Origin of the sequence: Streptomyces sp. NRRL F-5755 (assembly GCF_001279365.1) — a bacterium.
Classification (GTDB): Bacteria; Actinomycetota; Actinomycetes; order Streptomycetales; family Streptomycetaceae; genus Streptomyces; species Streptomyces rimosus.
In genome coordinates this window covers 1-16,814 of sequence record NZ_LGCW01000059.1, presented here as the reverse complement: position 1 = coordinate 16,814, position 16,814 = coordinate 1, and the positions used below count along the sequence as shown (strand labels likewise).

Annotated in this window: 17 protein-coding genes; all 17 read right to left on the bottom strand. The window is 72.1% G+C overall.

Features of this window, described 5'->3' with window-relative positions; translation table 11 throughout:
• Positions 1-35: 35 nt before the first annotated feature.
• Positions 36-818 carry an ABC transporter ATP-binding protein gene (locus tag ADK86_RS09060; RefSeq protein ID WP_053696135.1) on the bottom strand — a complete coding sequence of 261 codons (783 nt, stop codon included), beginning with the start codon at positions 816-818 and terminating at the stop codon, positions 36-38.
• A gap of 291 nt (positions 819-1,109) precedes the next feature.
• Positions 1,110-1,388 carry a hypothetical protein gene (locus tag ADK86_RS09055; RefSeq protein WP_159393822.1) on the bottom strand — a complete coding sequence of 93 codons (279 nt, stop codon included), beginning with the start codon at positions 1,386-1,388 and terminating at the stop codon, positions 1,110-1,112.
• Between the two features lie 224 nt (positions 1,389-1,612).
• Entirely contained in the window at positions 1,613-2,881 is a 1,269-nt protein-coding gene (locus tag ADK86_RS09050; protein ID WP_420718831.1) for a sensor histidine kinase, read from the bottom strand.
• Between the two features lie 5 nt (positions 2,882-2,886).
• Complete coding sequence (gene cseB, locus ADK86_RS09045; protein ID WP_234345782.1) at positions 2,887-3,555, bottom strand: two-component system response regulator CseB; 669 nt, start codon at positions 3,553-3,555, stop codon at positions 2,887-2,889.
• A 295-nt stretch (positions 3,556-3,850) separates the two neighbouring features.
• Positions 3,851-4,243, bottom strand: a complete 393-nt coding sequence (locus tag ADK86_RS09040; RefSeq protein ID WP_053696132.1) for a YccF domain-containing protein — start codon at positions 4,241-4,243, stop codon at positions 3,851-3,853.
• A gap of 113 nt (positions 4,244-4,356) precedes the next feature.
• Positions 4,357-5,220: a zinc metalloprotease HtpX gene (htpX, locus tag ADK86_RS09035; RefSeq protein WP_053696131.1), complete on the bottom strand. Its 864-nt coding sequence runs from the start codon at positions 5,218-5,220 to the stop codon at positions 4,357-4,359.
• Positions 5,221-5,517: 297 nt separating this feature from the next.
• Positions 5,518-7,053: an NADH-quinone oxidoreductase subunit N gene (locus ADK86_RS09030; protein WP_053696130.1), complete on the bottom strand. Its 1,536-nt coding sequence runs from the start codon at positions 7,051-7,053 to the stop codon at positions 5,518-5,520.
• Entirely contained in the window at positions 7,053-8,702 is a 1,650-nt protein-coding gene (locus tag ADK86_RS09025; RefSeq protein WP_053696129.1) for a complex I subunit 4 family protein, read from the bottom strand. Before ADK86_RS09025 ends, ADK86_RS09030 begins: the two co-directional genes overlap by 1 nt.
• A 17-nt stretch (positions 8,703-8,719) precedes the next feature.
• Complete coding sequence (locus ADK86_RS09020) at positions 8,720-10,753, bottom strand: NADH-quinone oxidoreductase subunit L (RefSeq protein WP_053696128.1); 2,034 nt, start codon at positions 10,751-10,753, stop codon at positions 8,720-8,722.
• Positions 10,750-11,148: an NADH-quinone oxidoreductase subunit NuoK gene (nuoK, locus tag ADK86_RS09015; protein ID WP_053696127.1), complete on the bottom strand. Its 399-nt coding sequence runs from the start codon at positions 11,146-11,148 to the stop codon at positions 10,750-10,752. The genes ADK86_RS09020 and nuoK overlap by 4 nt, the downstream gene beginning before the upstream one ends.
• Positions 11,148-11,786 carry an NADH-quinone oxidoreductase subunit J gene (locus tag ADK86_RS09010; protein ID WP_053696126.1) on the bottom strand — a complete coding sequence of 213 codons (639 nt, stop codon included), beginning with the start codon at positions 11,784-11,786 and terminating at the stop codon, positions 11,148-11,150. The genes nuoK and ADK86_RS09010 overlap by 1 nt, the downstream gene beginning before the upstream one ends.
• Positions 11,783-12,412 carry a NuoI/complex I 23 kDa subunit family protein gene (locus ADK86_RS09005; protein ID WP_053696125.1) on the bottom strand — a complete coding sequence of 210 codons (630 nt, stop codon included), beginning with the start codon at positions 12,410-12,412 and terminating at the stop codon, positions 11,783-11,785. The genes ADK86_RS09010 and ADK86_RS09005 overlap by 4 nt, the downstream gene beginning before the upstream one ends.
• Positions 12,412-13,377, bottom strand: coding sequence for a complex I subunit 1/NuoH family protein (locus ADK86_RS09000; protein WP_030589547.1), 966 nt, complete (start codon positions 13,375-13,377; stop codon positions 12,412-12,414). Before ADK86_RS09000 ends, ADK86_RS09005 begins: the two co-directional genes overlap by 1 nt.
• Positions 13,374-14,660 (bottom strand): NADH-quinone oxidoreductase subunit C, encoded by a 1,287-nt coding sequence (locus ADK86_RS40620; protein WP_053696124.1) that lies wholly within the window; start codon positions 14,658-14,660, stop codon positions 13,374-13,376. The genes ADK86_RS09000 and ADK86_RS40620 overlap by 4 nt, the downstream gene beginning before the upstream one ends.
• Complete coding sequence (locus ADK86_RS08990) at positions 14,657-15,421, bottom strand: NADH-quinone oxidoreductase subunit B (RefSeq protein ID WP_063788970.1); 765 nt, start codon at positions 15,419-15,421, stop codon at positions 14,657-14,659. Before ADK86_RS08990 ends, ADK86_RS40620 begins: the two co-directional genes overlap by 4 nt.
• Entirely contained in the window at positions 15,412-15,813 is a 402-nt protein-coding gene (locus ADK86_RS08985) for an NADH-quinone oxidoreductase subunit A (protein ID WP_003983386.1), read from the bottom strand. The genes ADK86_RS08990 and ADK86_RS08985 overlap by 10 nt, the downstream gene beginning before the upstream one ends.
• Positions 15,814-15,979: 166 nt before the next feature.
• On the bottom strand, positions 15,980-16,814 hold an 835-nt coding region (locus ADK86_RS08980), incomplete at its 5' end, for a hypothetical protein (protein WP_053696123.1).

Here is a 16,814-nt window from a genome sequence, read left to right as displayed (position 1 = left end):
GGTGGGCCGGGGTCGGTCCTGGGGGCGAGGGCGGCTCAGCGGGTGCGGGCGCGGGTGTCGAGGCTCTTCATCAGGTCCAGGACCCGGTCCGGGGTGGGGACGGTCATCTCGTCGACCAGGCGGCCGTCGGAGAGGAAGACCACGCGGTCGGCGTAGCCGGCGGCGACCGGGTCGTGGGTGACCATCACCACGGTCTGGCCCAGCTCGCGCACCGAGTCGCGCAGGAAGCCGAGGACCTCGGCCCCGGCGCGGGAGTCGAGGTTGCCGGTGGGCTCGTCGCCGAAGATGATCGCGGGCTGCGCGGCCAGGGCGCGGGCGACCGCGACGCGCTGCTGCTGCCCGCCGGACAGCTGCGTGGGCCGGTGGCCCAGGCGCTGGGAGAGGCCGACCATGGCGACCACGCGGTCCAGCCACTGCTGGTCGGGGCGGCGTCCGGCGATGGTCAGCGGCAGTGTGATGTTCTCCAGCGCGGTCAGCGTCGGCAGCAGGTTGAACGCCTGGAAGATGAAGCCGATCCGGTCCCGGCGCAGCGCAGTGAGCTGCCGGTCGCCCAGCCTGCTCAGTTCGGTGGTGCCGACGCGCACGGAGCCGGAGGTGGGCGAGTCGAGTCCGGCGGCACAGTGCATCAGGGTGGACTTGCCGCAGCCGGAAGGCCCCATGATCGCGGTGAACTCGCCCTCGCGGAACTCGATGCTGACCGAGTCCAGGGCTACGACACGGGTGTCACCGCTGCCGTAGACCTTCGTCAGGTCGGAGGTGGCGGCTGCGACCCCGGGCGCCGCGTGCTGCGCGCGCAGAGGGGAGGGGACGGCGGACATGGGGACTCCTCTTCGGGTGCGGAACGGTGCACTCCGAAGGGTGTCCGGGGAACGTATCCGGGCCTGAGCTGCTGTGTATCGGCGACCGCGCCGCTTCGTAGCAGTTCTGTAGGGGTGGGCGCCCGGTGGCTGCGGACAACAGCGGCGGGAGCGGAGACGTACACAAAATCCGACAGGACCTCTCGGTTCACCTGTGCATGGACAGCGCAGGTGCTACCGAGAGGCCCTGGCCCTTCGGAGTACGTCTCCCACTTCCCCCGACCGCTGAGCGATCGGCTCATTCACGCGCTCTTACGGGCGCTCCGACTTCTTTACGATGCTCCGGGCCAGCGTTCCGACGGCCAGGAGCGTCCCGCCGAAGCACATCGCGATCAGGCCGAGCAGGCCGGCGGGCTGCCAGTTCGCACCCGCCGCCCTGTCCATGCTGAGGGCACCGATGAACAGCAGCACGGACGTGATGACGGCGAGTGCGCCGACGCTCCACACGCCTATGAACGTGCCGGTCTGCACGCGGGAGGCGACGCCGCTGCGGTTCGGCTGAACAGGGGCTGCGTTGTCAGACGTGTTCACGGTTCTCTCCTCGGGATTCGTGTGGCCCTCTTCGGTCACGCGCAGAGGTGACCGGCCGGTGACAGGGGTTCCATTTCAGGTGCGGAATGGCACGCTTCGAAGGATGCCGAGGGAACGTATCGGGGCCTGAGCCGCCGCGTACCGACGTCCCCGCCGTCTCGTAGCAGTTCTGTAGCAGCAGGTCTGTGGCAGCAAATCTGTAGCAGCAGGCCTGTGGCCGGCCGTCATTCCGAGGGGGCGGTTCCATCCGAGCCGGATGGCGGGGACGGCAGGCGAAGGATGGCGACGGCGCCGCCGTCCGGGGCGTTTTCCAGGTCCAGCCCGGCGCCGAGGAGCCGGGCCTGGCCCATGGCGATGGTCAGGCCCAGGCCGTGGCCCGTACCGCGCTCCGCCGCACCCGTCTGGAACCGGCGGGGACCGTTGCGCAGCAGGTCCGCCGGGAAGCCGGAGCCGTGGTCGCGCACGACGACCGTACGGTCCTCGACGGTGATCTCCACCGGGGGCTCTCCGTGGCGGTGCGCGTTGACGACGAGGTTGCCGACGATCCGCTCCAGGCGGCGCGGGTCGGTCTCCACGGTCCGGTCGGCTGCCGCCTCGGGGACGGTGACTTCGGTACGCAGACCGGTGCGCGCCACGGCCTCGCAGACGACGGCGCCGAGCGGCACCCGGGCGCGGACCGGCCGCTCGGCCCCGGCGTCCAGCCGGGAGATCTCCAGCAGGTCCTCGACCAGGCCGCGCAGATCCCGCACCCGGCCCCGCAGCAGGTCCTCCGTCTCACCGGCCGGCAGCAGATCGACGGTGGCCAGCAGACCGCCGACGGGGGTACGCAGCTCATGGGCCACGTCCGCGGTGAACTGCCGCTCGGCGCGCAGCAACTGGCCGAGGCTGTCGGCCATCCGGTCGACGGTGGCGGCGATCTCGGCCACTTCGTCGCGGCCCTTGGTGGAGCCGGTGCGGGCGTCCAGGTCCCCGGCCGAGATCCGGCCCGCGGTCTCGGAGACCTGCCGCAGCCTGCGGGCGAGCAGCCCGGCCCCGTAGACCACCAGCGGCACGGCCGCCGCGAGCGCGATCAGCGAGGCCACCACCATGGTCACATCGAGTTGGCGCAGATTGTGCAGTTCCGTGCCCATTTGGTAGTCGACGGCCAGCACCGGGCTGCCCGGGCCGCCGGTCCGTTGGGCGGCCCAGTAGACCGGGATGTCGTAGGCCGTGTGCCGCTCGCCGTCAGCGGGGTGGCGCAGGGCCGCGGGCAGCTCGGCCGGATCGAGCTGGGCACCCTCGACCATCGTTCCGGTACTCCGGTAGACGCTCATGGCCGAGACCAGGGCGTTGTGCGCCTGCGCTTCGGCCCGGGAGCGGATGTCCTGCGCGGTCCACAGGTGCACCAGCACGCCCACCGTGGCCACGACCAGGAACGCCGCGGCTGCGGCCAGCGCGGCGATCTTCCAGCGCAAGGACGAGAAGTCGGGCCGCAGCCGGCGGAACACACGCACCGGTCTCAGCGCCTGAGCTTGTAGCCGAAGCCGCGGACCGTCTCGATCCGGTCCCGGCCCACTTTCCGGCGCAGCCGCTGCACACATAGGTCCACCACCCGGCTGTCACCGTCCCAGCCGTACTCCCAGACATTGCGCAGCAGCGTGTGCCGCTCCAGCACGACGCCCGGGTGGGCGGCGAACTCCAGCAGCAGCTTCAGTTCGGTCGGGGTCAGCGCCACCGGGCTCCCGGAGACGGACACCTCCATGCCGCCGGTGTCGATCGTCAGGTCGTCGAAGACCAGCACGTCCCCCTCGGAGGGCGCCGGTTCCTCGCCCGCGGCCCGCCCGGGTTCCGGGGCGGGCGCGTAGGACGCCCGCCGCAGCAGCGAGCGGATGCGCGCCACCAGCACGTAGGTGTCCACGGGCTTGACCACGTAGTCGTCCGCCCCGGCCTCCAGACCGGCGACGACATCGAGTCCGTCCCCGCGCGCGGACATCATCAGCACCGGCACCAAGCTGGTCTCCCGGATCCGGCGGCACAGGCCGATCCCGTCCAGACCGGGCAGCATCACGTCCAGGATCAGCAGGTCGAAGCTCTCGTCGCGGAAGAGCTCAAGGCCCGTGAGACCGTCGGCCGCAGCCTTCACCTCGTAGCCGTAGCGCTCCAGGGCGACGGCGAAGGACCGTCGCATCAGGTCGTCGTCCTCCACCAGCAGCACGCGCACAGGGGGCGAAGAGGCGTCGGCGGGGTCGGGTGAGGACACGAGCGGCTGACTCCTGTTCGGACGGTTCGGGTGGGGCGTCAGTCCCCGTAGGTACACACGCGGAGCCGAATGTACGCGTGCCCGGCCGACGATCTATAAGAAACGATAAGGCAGACACCGGACGCGGCAACCGCTTCGCACCACGGACACGTATCGCGCCCCGATGGCTCAAGGGCGGGTGCGGATGGCTCAAGGGCAGGTGCGGGGCACCCGCCCTTCGTGCTCAGCGGGCCGCGAACGGCTGGTCCGTGGGGACGATCTCGCGGCCGAGCGGCAGCAGCGAGATCGGCACCATCTTGAAGTTGGCGATGCCGAACGGGATGCCGATGATCGTCACGCACAGCAGGAGCCCGGTGACGATATGGCCGAGCGCCAGCCACCAGCCCGCGAAGATGACCCAGATGACGTTGCCGACGACCGACCCGGCGCCCGCGTCGCGGCGCTCCACTGTCGTACGGCCGAAGGGCCACAGCGCATAGCCGGCTATCCGGAACGAGGCGATCCCGAACGGGATCGTGATGATCAGGATGCAGCAGATGATGCCCGCGAACACATAGCCGATGGCCATCCACAAGCCGCTGAGGATCAGCCAGATGACGTTGAGGATGAGCTTCATGTGCGGCAGCCTTCCATGCACCCGAGCGGTGCGGTGGTCGAGTCTTACCTCCAGGTAGACGCAGGGGCGGCGTGAATCGTTGCAGGGCTGCGCGGGTGCCGCGGAACCGGGCCTCAGGAGTGGCGGCCCGCCATCTGTTCCAGGCGGGTGATGCGCTCGCGCATCGGCGGGTGGGTCGAGAACAGCTTGGTCAGGCCGTCGCCGGGCCGGAACGGGTTGGCGATCATCATGTGGCTCGCCGTCTCCAGCCGGGGTTCGGCCGGCAGCGGGAGCTGCTGGGTGCCCGCCTCCAGCTTGCGCAGCGCGGAGGCGAGGGCGAGCGGGTCGCCGGTGAGCTGGGCGCCGGAGGCGTCGGCCTGGTACTCGCGGGAGCGGCTGACGGCCAGCTGGATCAGGGAGGCCGCCACCGGGCCGAGGATCATGATCAGCAGCATGCCCAGGATGCCGGGGCCCTCCTCGTCGTCGGAGCGGCCTATCGGGATCAGCCAGGCGAAGTTGACCAGGAACATCACGACCGAGGCCAGCGCCCCGGCCACGGAGGAGATGAGGATGTCGCGGTTGTAGACGTGGCTGAGCTCGTGGCCGATGACGCCGCGCAGTTCGCGTTCGTCCAGGAGGCGCAGGATGCCTTCCGTGCAGCAGACGGCGGCGTTGCGCGGGTTGCGGCCGGTGGCGAAGGCGTTGGGGGCCTGGGTCGGCGAGATGTACAGGCGGGGCATGGGCTGGCGCGCCGCCGTGGACAGCTCGCGGACCATCCGGTAGAGCTGCGGGGCCTCGAATTCGCTCACCGGGCGGGCGCGCATGGCCCGCAGGGCGAGCTTGTCGCTGTTCCAGTACGCGTAGGCGTTGGTTCCGAGGGCCACCAGGACCGCGACGATCAGGCCCGTACGGCCGAAAAAGCCGCCGATGACGATGATGAGCGCGGACAGTCCCCCGAGGAGTACGGCGGTCCTGAGCCCGTTGTGCCTGCGGTGCACGGTACGCCCTCCAGGTGGTACGGCAGGGGAACCCTTTGCTGACGTTTCCTCCACTTTTCAGTGGACCCTTTCTGTCTGGTCAACGCCAGATGGAGGGTGCTGGTTCCCTTGCGCACGGGAAGGCGGCGTACGGCCGTACGAGTGAGCCCCCGAGCGGGTGCACCGCTCGGGGGCTCCGGCACGGGTGGCGGCCGGGCGGATTCCGGCCAGGGAGGGGCGGGGCGCTGGCGATTTCCGGCCAGGCCGGTGCGGGGCGGTCAGGCCGCCGCGGGAAAGCGCTCGCGCGACGCGCTCAGATCAGAGGAGCGCGCCGGAGGCGAAGCGGAGGACCAGCTGCGGCGCGCCGGACAGGACGATGCCCAGTACGGCGGCCAGGGCGATGGCGGCGGTGAGCGGGACGGGCCGCGTCCCGGCCACGGCCGCAGCCCCGGCTCCGGCCACGCCCTCGGCCGGCTCCTCCGCCGTACGGAAGAGCACCGCCGTCCACTGGAGGTAGTAGTAGAGCGCGATCACCACATTGACGGCCATGACGACGGCGAGCCACGCCAGGCCCGCGTCCACCGCCGCCGAGAAGACCGTGACCTTGGCGAACAGGCCGATGATGCCGGGCGGCAGACCCGCCAGGCAGAGCAGGAAGAAGCCGAGGGCGAGCGCGGCCAGCGGGCGGCGCGCGTAGAGGCCGCGGTAGTCGCTGATGCGGTTGGCGGGGCTCGTACGGGCCACGAGGGCGGCGACCCCGAAGGCGCCGAGGTTCACGGCCGCGTACATCAGGGCGTACGCGACGGTGGACCCGATGGCGTGCGCGGCGTCGTCGGCGTACCCGGCGGCGGCGATCGGCACCAGGAGGTAGCCGGCCTGGCCCACCGAGGACCAGGCGAGCAGGCGTACGGCGCTGTGCGCGCGGTCCGGGGCCTGGCGCAGCGCGGCGACGTTGCCGACGGTCATGGTCAGGGCGGCCAGTACGGCGACGGCCGGGCCCCAGACGTTCGCGTACGAGGGGAAGCCCTGGACCGCGACCAGGATGAGACCGGAGAAGCCGACGGCCTTGCCGACCACGGAGAGGTACGCGGCGACCGGCAGCGGTGCGCCCACGTAGGTGTCGGGCACCCAGAAGTGGAACGGCACGGCGGCGGTCTTGAAGGCGAAGCCGACGAGGGTGAGGGCGACGCCCGCCGAGGCCAGGGTGGCCAGCTGGGGGTCGGGCAGGCGGGTGAGGGCACCGGCGACGCGGCTCAGGTGCAGGCTGCCGGTCGCCGCGTAGACGAAGCTGACGCCCAGGAGCATGACCGCGGTGGCCGCTACCGAGGACAGGAAGAATTTCAGGGCCGCCTCCGAGGAGAGGCGGTTCCCGCGCTTGAGCCCTACGAGGGCGAAGGCGGGCAGCGAGGCCACTTCGAGGGCGATGACGAGGGTCGCCAGGTCCCGGGAGGCGGGCAGCAGGGCCGCGCCCGCCGCCGAGGACAGCAGCAGGAACCAGAACTCGCCCGCGGGCAGACGGTGGTCCTCGATGGCGGTGACCGACAGCAGGGCGGTGAGCAGCGCGCCGGCCAGGACCAGGAACTGGATGACGACGGCGAAGTGGTCGGCCGCGTAGCTGCAGACGCCGGGGTCCGTGGTCAGGCAGAAGGTGCGGCGGTCCCCCGCCACCAGGGGGATGAGCGAGAGCGCGGCCAGGGCGAGGCCGCCGGTCGCGCACCAGCCGAGGACCGGCTTGCGGTGCCCGGGGACGAAGAGGTCGGCGACCAGGACGGCCAGGGCGACGACGGCGGTGATCGTGGGCGGTGCGACGGCGAGCCAGTCGACGGACTGGACCAGGGAGGTCACGGAACTCATCACTTACCGCCTCCGAGGAGCTGCTGTACGGCCGGGTCGGTGAGGCCGAGGAGGGCCGCGGGCCACAGGCCGGCGAGGACGGTGAGGGCGGCGAGGGGTGACCAGGCCGCGTATTCGTAGCGGGCCAGGTCGGGGATGACGGGGGCGGTACGGGTGGCGCCGGGCTCCTCGGAACCGGCCGTCGCGAAGGCACCGGGTTCCTCGGAGCCCGTGGCCCCGGCGGCTTCGGTTCCGTCGCACTCGGCGGTCTCCTTGCTCCCCATGCAGACCCGGCGTACGACGATCAGCAGGTACGCGGCGGTGAGCAGCGTGCCGAGGCCGGCCAGCGCCATGAACGTGAGGAACGCGGGGCGGCTGAGGCCCTCGGCGGGCCGGAACGCGCCGAACATGGCCAGCATCTCGCCCCAGAACCCGGCGAGTCCGGGCAGGCCGAGGGAGGCGATGGCGCCGAAGGCCAGCAGGCCGCCGAAGCGCGGGGCGCGTCCGTACAGGGCAGCGCCGGTACGGCCGGCGAGCCGGTCCAGGTCGGTGGTTCCGTACCGGTCCTTGAGGGCGCCGACCAGGAAGAACAGGAGGCCGGTGATCAGGCCGTGCGCGATGTTGGCGAACAGCGCGCCGTTCAGGCCGGTCGGTGTCATGGTCGCGATGCCGAGCAGGACGAAGCCCATGTGGCCGACCGAGCTGTACGCGATCAGGCGCTTGAGGTCGCCCTTGGCGCCGCGCCGGGCGAGCGCCAGGCAGGCCAGCGAGCCGTAGACGATGCCGACGGCGGCGAACGCGGCGAGGTACGGGGCGAAGGTGTGCATGCCGTCGGGCGCGATGGGCAGCGCGATGCGCACGAAACCGTACGTGCCCATCTTCAGCAGGACGCCCGCCAGCAGCACCGAGCCGACGGTGGGGGCGGCGGTGTGCGCGTCGGGCAGCCAGCTGTGCAGCGGCCACATCGGCGCCTTGACGGCCAGTCCGATGCCGATCGCGAGCACCGCCAGCAGCTGGACGGTGTGGCTGAGCTGGGATTTCGGCCCGTTGTCAGTGGCCAGTGCCACCATGTCGAACGTGCCGGACTTCAGGCCGATGAGCAGCAGGCCCAGCAGCATCACGACCGAGCCGAGGAGGGTGTAGAGGATGAACTTCCACGCCGCGTACTGCCGTTGCGCACCGCCCCACCGGGCGATGAGGAAGTACATCGGGATGAGGACCATCTCGAAGGCGAGGAAGAACAGCACGAGGTCCAGGACGGCGAAGGTGGCGAGGGTGCCGGCCTCCAGGACCAGGAGCAGGGCCACGAATGCCTTGGGGGACGGGCCCGCGGGCAGGTGGAAGTAGCTGTAGAGCGCGCAGAGGAAGGTCAGCAGCGCGGTCATCACGAGAAGGGGGAGCGAGATGCCGTCGATGCCGAGGTGGATGCGGATGCCGAGCGCCTGGATCCAGCTGATGTCGGTGGTGGCCTGCATCCGGGCCGGGTGGTCGTGGTCGAAGCCGATGGCCAGGGCGACGGCCGCGGCCAGCACGGCGCCGGTGACGGTCACACCGTGGCGCAGTACCGCCTGGTCGGGGTCGCGGCCCTTGAGGCCGGGCGGGGCCGGGAGCAGAGCGGCAACCGCGCCCAGCAGGGGCAGGACGACGACGGCCGCGAGGAGAAGCTGCATAGCGGTGTGATTCACGGTCAGGCTCCCGTGCCCGTAGCGACGAGGACGACGGCGACGGCCAGGACGAGCGAGCCCGCGAGCAGCGCGCCCAGATAGGTCTGCACATTGCCGGTCTGGGCACGGCGGACGGCGGTGCCCAGCCAGCGGGAGGCGGTGCCCGCGCCGTGCACATACGTATCGACGACCTCGCGGTCGAGGAAGCGCACGAGCCGGGCGCCGGCCCGCACCGGCCGTACGAACAGCGCGGTGTAGACGGCGTCGAGGCGGAAGCCGACGGCGGCGGGGCGGTGCAGCGGGCCCAGCAGGAGCCGGCCGGGGTCGGCGGGGTCCGGGGCGCCGGCGTTGTCGCCGTAGGCGGCGGCGTGGGTGGCGATGGCGCTCTCCTCGGAGTCCGCGGGGGCGGCGTCCGGGGCCACCGCGACCGCGCCGAGCGGGACGCGGGCCGCGAGGGCGGTGGTGTGCCGCCAGGCTCCGTAGGTGACCAGGGCGCCGACGAGGGCGACGCCGGTGCCCAGGACGGAGGTGGTCAGGGTCGGGGTCAGCGAGCGGCCGTCGAACCAGTCGGGCAGAACGGGGGTGGCCAGGCCGAGGGCCAGGGTGGGGACGAACAGCACCCACAGGACGGTGTTCATCACGAGCGGCTGCTTGCCGTGGTCGGGGGCGGTTTCCGGGCCCTTGCCGTGGAAGGCCAGCAGCCACAGCCGGGTCGCGTAGGCGGCGGTGAGGAAGGCGGTGACGAGTCCGGCGAGCAGGACGGTCCAGCCGGCCGCCGTGGGGACGGCGGCGAGCGTGCCGGAGGCCGTCGCGTGGCCGGAGGCGGCGTGTTCGGCGGCACCGAGGACGGCTTCCTTGGAGAAGAAGCCGGCGAACGGAGGGATGGCGGCCAGGGCGAGCAGCGCGACCGTCATCGTCCAGTAGGCGTCGGGGATGCGCCGGGACAGGCCGCGCATCCGCGACATGGCGGCCAGCGAGTTGGTGCCGGCGGCGTGGATGACCACACCGGCGGCGAGGAAGAGCAGGGCCTTGAAGGCGCCGTGCGACAGGAGGTGGAAGACGGCGGCGCCGCGGTCGCCGACGGCCAGCGCGCCGGTCATGTAGCCGAGCTGGCCGACCGTCGAATAGGCCAGTACCCGCTTGATGTCGTCCTGCGCCAGGGCGGCGAGTCCGGAGCCGACCATGGTCACCGCGGCCATGACGGCGAGCACGACCATCGCGGCGGCGGAGGCCGCGAAGACGGGAAGGAGACGGGCGACGAAGTAGACGCCGGCGGCGACCATGGTGGCCGCGTGGATGAGGGCCGAGACCGGGGTCGGGCCGGCCATCGCGTCGGGCAGCCAGGTGTGCAGCGGGAACTGCGCCGACTTGCCCGCGACACCGGCCAGGAGCAGCAGCGCGATGAGGGTGGGGTGGTCCAGTCCGCCGACGGCCACGGTCTTGAGGATGCCGGTGATGCGGAAGGTCCCCGCGTCGGCGGCGAGCGCGAAGATGCCGAAGAGGAAGGGGACGTCGCCGAGCTTGGTGACGAGGAACGCCTTGAGGGAGGCGGAGCGCGCGGCTTCGGTCTCCCAGTAGTGGCCGACCAGGAAGTACGAGCAGATGCCCATGATCTCCCAGCCCACCAGCAGCACCATCAGGTCGCCGGAGTAGACGACCAGCAGCATCGCGGCGGTGAAGAGGGAGACCAGGGCGGCGTAGGAGGGGTAGCGCGGGTCGTCGCGCAGGTAGCCGGTCGAGTAGATCTGCACGCAGCAGGCGACGACCGCCACGAGCACGGCGACGAGGGCGGCGAAGCCGTCGATGTGCAGGGCCAGGTCGACGGGGACGGAGCCGGTCGGTGTGAGCCGGGTCGCGGCGTCCACCGGGGCCTTGCCCGCACCGGCGCCGCCGCCCTGGGCGACGGCCACGACGACGGCCAGGGCGGCCGCGGCGACGGTCGGCAGTATGGCCAGCGGGCGCACGAAACCGGGCGCCCGGCGGCCGAGGAAGAGGCCCGCGAGGGCCCCGAGGAAGGGCAGGAGGGGTACGAGTACGGCGGTGGTCGTGGTCGTCACGCGGCGGCCTCCGCCTGCTGGTCCGGCCGCGGCCGGCCGGCGGCGTCCGCGCCGCCGGTGAGGTCATCGTTCGGGTCCGTGCCGTCCGGGCGTTCGGCGAGGTCGCGGAGGCGGTCCACGTCCGAGCTGCCGCGGTTGCGGTAGACGAGCAGGACGATCGCCAGGCCGATGCCGATCTCGGCGGCGGCCACGGCGATGGTGAAGAGGGTGAGCGCCTGGCCGGCGTGCAGCGTGTCGCGCAGCCAGACGTCGAACGCCACGAGGTTGAGGTTGACGGCGTTGAGCATCAGCTCGACGGACATCAGGACCAGGATCGCGTTGCGCCGGGCGAGCACGCCGTACAGGCCGACGCAGAACAGGAGGACGGCGAGGACGGCGGGATAGGCGAGGTGCATCAGCCTTGGTCCTCTCTGAGACGTGCGCGGGCACCGGGTTGTTTGAGAGAGCCGGGCTGTTCGCGTGAGCCGTGCTGCTTGCCGCCGTCGGCCTGCCCGCGGTCGCCGTTCTGGCGGGAGAGCACGATCGCGCCGACGAGGGCGGCGAGGAGGAGGACGGAGAGCGCTTCGAACGGCAGCACCCAGTACTGGAACAGGCTGCGCCCGGAGGCTTCGGTGGAGCCCTGCACCGCGCCGTCCAGGTCGATCCAGGTCGTACGGAACGCGTCCGTGACGACCCAGACCAGCGCGGCGGCGGAGGCGACGGCCACCGTGAGCGCGGCCCAGCGGTTGCCCGAGTCGGCGTCCGGGGAGCGGCCGATGGGCGCCTTGGTGAGCATCAGTCCGAAGAGGAGGAGGACGACGACGGACCCGACGTAGATCAGGACCTGCACCCAGGCGATGAACTCGGCGGTCAGCAGCAGGTACTCGACGGCGATGCCGCCGAGGGTGACCACCAGCCACAGGGCGGCGTGCACCAGCTGCCGGGTGGTGACGGTGACCACGGCCGCGCCGAGGGTGACGAGGCCGACGAGGAGGAAGGCGATCTCGACCCCGGTCGGGGAGAGGAAGCCGTGGCTTGCGGCGGCGAGCGTCACGCTCCCCCCTCCTGTTCCTGGGCGGTGTCCGGGGCTGCTTGCTGGGCTGCTTCCTGCGCCGCCTGCCGCTCGGCGGCTTCCTGGGCGGCGAGTTTGTCGGCGGCCTTGCGGGCGGCGCCGATCTCCTTGGGCTCCTCGGCCGCGGGGTCGAGGGCGGGCGGTTCCGGCACCGTCCACATCCATTCACGGAGTTTGTCCCGCTCATGGGTGAGGTTGTGGATGTCGGTCTCGGCGTACTCGAACTCCGGCGACCAGAACAGCGCGTCGAAAGGACATACCTCGATGCAGATACCGCAGTACATGCACAGGGAGAAGTCGATGGCGAAGCGGTCCAGCACGTTGCGGCTGCGTTCGCGGCCGCCGGGGGCGGCGGGCGGCACCGTCTCCTTGTGGGAGTCGATGTAGATGCACCAGTCCGGGCACTCGCGCGCGCACAGCATGCAGACCGTGCAGTTCTCCTCGAACAGCCCGATCACCCCGCGGGTGCGGGGCGCCAGTTCGGGCTGGACGTCCGGGTACTGCTCGGTGACCGAACGCTTCGTCATGGTCCGCAGCGTCACGGCCAGGCCCTTGGCGAGGCCGCTGCCGGGCCAGCCGGACTTCTTCTGCGGGGTCTCCGGGGCCATTACGAGATCACCACCTTGACGACGCCGGTGAGGGCGATCTGTGCGAGGGCCAGCGGGATCAGCACCGTCCAGGCCAGCTTCTGCAGCTGGTCCTCACGCAGCCGCGGGTAGCTGACACGCAGCCAGATCACGCCGAAGGCGAGGATCGCGGTCTTCAGGAGCGTCCACAGCCAGCCGAGGCCGTCGGCGCCGAACGGCCCGTGCCAGCCGCCGAGGAAGAGCACGGAGGTCAGGGCGCACAGCACGACGATGCCGGCGTACTCGGCGAGCAGGAACAGCGCGAAGCGCAGCCCGGTGTACTCGGTGTACGCGCCGAAGATGATCTCGGAGTCGGCGACCGGCATGTCGAACGGCGGCCGCTGGAGCTCCGCCAGCCCCGCTGTGAAGAAGACCAGGCCGCCGACGATCTGCCAGGGCACCCACCACCAGTGGAAGGCGTCGAGGATGCCGGGCAGCGAGAGGGTGCCGGCGGCCATCGCGACGGAGGCGGCGGTGAGCAGCATCGGCAGCTCGTACGCCAGCAGCTGGGCTGCCGTACGCAACCCGCCGAGCAGCGAGAACTTGTTGGCCGAGGCCCAGCCCGCCATCAGCGAGCCCAGCACGCCCACGCCCATGACGGCGAGGACGAAGAAGACGCCCGCGTCCAGCGACTGCCCGACCGCGTTGTCCGGGCCGATCGGGATGGCGATCAGGACCAGCAGATACGGCAGCAGGGCGACGGCGGGCGCGAGCTGGAAGATGCGCCGGTCGGCCCCCGCCGGTACGACGTCCTCCTTCTGCGCGAACTTCACACCGTCGGCGACCAGCTGCGCCCAGCCGTGGAACCCGCCCGCGTACATGGGCCCGAGGCGGCCCTGCATATGGGCCATGACCTTGTGCTCGGTCTGGCCGATGACCAGCGGGAAGACCAGGAAGGCGACGAAGACGGCGATCAGGCGCAGGGCGATGTCGAGGGCGTCGCTCATGGTCTGGTCCCGCCTTCTTCTGTCGCGCTGCCGGTGCCGGTGCCGGGGGTTTCGCCGTTGTCGGGGGTCTCGCCGTTGTCGTTGGCTTCGGCGGCTCGGGGTTTTTCGGCCGGGGCCGGGGCCGGGGTCGTTTCATCCGCCGGCTTCGGCTCGGGCTCGGCCTTCGGCTCGGGCTTCGGCTCGTCCTCGAAGGCGGGACGGGCGTGGTGCCACGGGGCGTCGGAGGATGCCGGGGTGGCGGGCGCCTTACGGGCGGCCGGTTCCTTACCGGCTTCCTGAGCGGCCGGTCCCTGGCCGGGCCGGCCGGGCTCCTGCCCGGCCACAGCTGCCGCGTCGGTCGTACCAGCCGCATCGGCGGTACCGGCCGTATCAGCCGTACCGGCCGCCTGCTGGCTGGCCGACCCCTGGCTGGCGCTGCGCGTTCGGCGTGCGGGGCGTTCCGGGCGGGCGGGGCGCTCCGGCCGGGTGGCCGGGGCCGACGGCTCGGCGGCGGCCGGCGCGTCCGCTGCCGGTGTCTGCGCCGCATCCGCAGCGCTCGGCTGCTGGCTCGCCGACCCGGCGCTCGCCGTACGCGTACGGCGGACCGGCCGCTCCCCCGCGGCCCCACCGGCCGCACGGGCCCCGCCGGCCGCGCGCGCACCGCGGGCCGGTCGGGCCGGGGCAGGCGGCAGCTGGCCCTTCAGCGGGCCCCACTCGTTCGGGTCGGGCACGCCGGGCGGCAGCATCTGGCGGCGCTTGGGCCCGCCGTGCTCGGACTCGCCCGGCTCCTTCGCGCCGGGCCACGCCTTGGCGACCCGCGCCGCGAGCACGAAGTCCTTGCGCAGCGGGTGGCCCTCGAAGTTCTCCGGGAGCAGCAGGGGCTCCAGGTAGGGGTGGCCGGTGAAGTCGACGCCGAACATCTCGTGCGTCTCGCGCTCGTGCCAGCCCGCGCCCGCGTACACACCGGTGGCGGTGGGCAGTACGGCCGCGTCATGCGGGACGGTGGTGCGCAGTACCAGGCGCCGTACGGTTTTGGGCCGGGCGATGTCGGCGAGGTGGGCGCAGACGCGGAAGCCCGTACCGGGCTCGTCGACGGCGCTCAGCCAGTCGAAGTAGCTGCATCCGAGATCGTCGCGGGCGGCGGTCAGCGCCGGGATCCAGGCTTCGGCGGGCACGTCGACGGTGAGCAGGTCGTAGGACTCCTCGGCGGTCGCGCCGGGGCCGAACAGCTCGGTGGCGGGTCCGGGCAGCCAGCCGACGGCCGGCTCCTCGCCCTGCGGGCCCGGGGACTGTTCGTCGCTCACTGCTCCCCCGCTCCCTTCGGCTTCCCGTCACCGTTGCCGGCATCCGCATCGGCCTCAGCCGAGGCTCCTGGCGCCCCCGGCGCCCCGGGCTCCGGCGGCGCGACCAGCCCGCTGCGCAGCGCGGCGGCCGACGGCCCGGCCGGAGCGGCACCGCCGCCGTTCACGGACGGCTGAGCACCGTTCGCGGGCGGCTGGTCCCCGTTCCCGTACCGCTCCCCCAGCGACTCGCGGGCGATCTTCTCCTGGAGCTTGAGGATGCCCTGGAGCAGCGCCTCGGGCCGGGGCGGGCAGCCCGGTACGTACACGTCGACGGGGATGATCTGGTCGACGCCCTTGGTGACCGCGTACGAGTCCCAGTAGGGGCCCCCGCAGTTCGAGCAGGCGCCGAAGGAGATGACGTACTTCGGCTCCGGCATCTGCTCGTACAGCCGCTTGACCGCGGGCGCCATCTTGTCCGTCACCGTGCCGGAGACGATCATGAGGTCGGCCTGCCGCGGCCCCGGCGCGAACGGGATCACGCCGAGCCGGATGAAGTCGTGCCGGGCCATCGACGCGGCGATGAACTCGATCGCGCAGCAGGCGAGCCCGAAGTTGAAGACCCACAGGCTGTAGCGGCGGCCCCAGTTGAGGACCACCTTCATGGGTTCGGGGGCCAGCCGGGCGAGCGGGCCCAGCCGGCGCCGTTCCACGGCGCCGCCGGCGGACACGACGGGCAGCTCGGCACCCGCCGTCGCGGTCGGCTTGGCGTTCGTCACGTCCATTCCAGGACGCCCTTCTTCCATGCGTAGAGCAGGCCGACGGCGAGGAAGCCGAGGAAGATGAACATCTCCACCAGCGTGACGCCGCCGAACCCGGGGGCGGCGAAGACCGTCGCCCAGGGGAACAGGAAGATCGAGTCGACGGCGAAGATCACGTACAGGAAGGCGTAGACGTAGTAGCGGACCTGGGTGTGCGCCCAGCCCTCGCCCACCGGGTCCACGCCGCATTCGTAGGTGAGCAGTTTCTCCGGGGTGGGCACCACGGGCCGCAGCAGCCGCCCGGCACCGAAGGCCACGGCCACGAAGAGCACACCGATCACGGCGATGAGGCCGACGACCGAATAGCCCTGGAAATAGTCCGCGGCGATGCTGGTGCGTACGGTCGCGTCCGGCACGTCCGCCCTCGCTCCCTGACTGCTCTTGTTCAACGACTTCGACGATCTGTACGCACGGGAGTCTAGGCCCTGCCCCGCCCCAGGTGAGCAGTCGCGTCACAGGACGGACGGCTATGGCCCGACTTCGCCCCGCCCGGCCCCGTCACCGGGGCCCCGCGCGGCGGCGTCAGACCTGGCGCTGCCGGCCCGCGCCGCGCGACACCGCGCGGTCCATCACCTCGGCGGCGAGCCGCGCCGCCGCCTCGCGCGTCCGCTCGCCCAGCAGCTCCGTACGTACGGCACCGCCGCCGGCCAGATGCCGGTCGTACGGCAGCGGCAGCACCGCCGCGCCCCCCGTCCCCAGGTGCTCGACGGCTTTCCGTACGTCGATGCCCCCGTCGGGTGACGTGTGGTTGAGCACGACGACGCACGTCGGCAGCAGCCCGCGGTGCACACCGCCCATCCACTCCAGTACGGACTTGGTCGCCAGCACGCCTTCCACGGTCGCCGGGGTCACCAGAACGCGCGCCTGAGTGGTGACCAGCGCGGTGCGCGCCACCTCGGCGGGCAGCGTCTCGCAGTCCACGACCGTGGTGGCGAAATGGCGGCGCAGGGAGGTCATGACGGTGCGGTACGTGTCGAGATCCAGCCGTGTGCCGATCGCGCCCTGGCTGCCGGGCAGCAGCCAGCCGCCGCCCGTGAACGGCAGGAGATAGCCGGTCAGGTCGGTGATCAGCATGTCAGGGCCGACGATCTGCGCCAGATCGGTGCCCGACCAGCGCACCTCCCGCGCGCCCAGCCGGTGCGGCAGCGTGCCCAGCGCCGGGTCGGCCTCCACCGCCAGCACCGGGTCGGAGCGGTAGTGCGCGTAGGTGAGGGCGAGCAGGGCGGCGACCGTGGACTTGCCCGCACCTCCGCGGATGCTGGAGACGGCGAGCTGCCGTCCGGTGGTCACCGGCTGCTGGATGGCGTGCGCGGCCCGGGTCAGCGCCTCGGTCTCGGCCGCCGTGGACGAGGCGAAC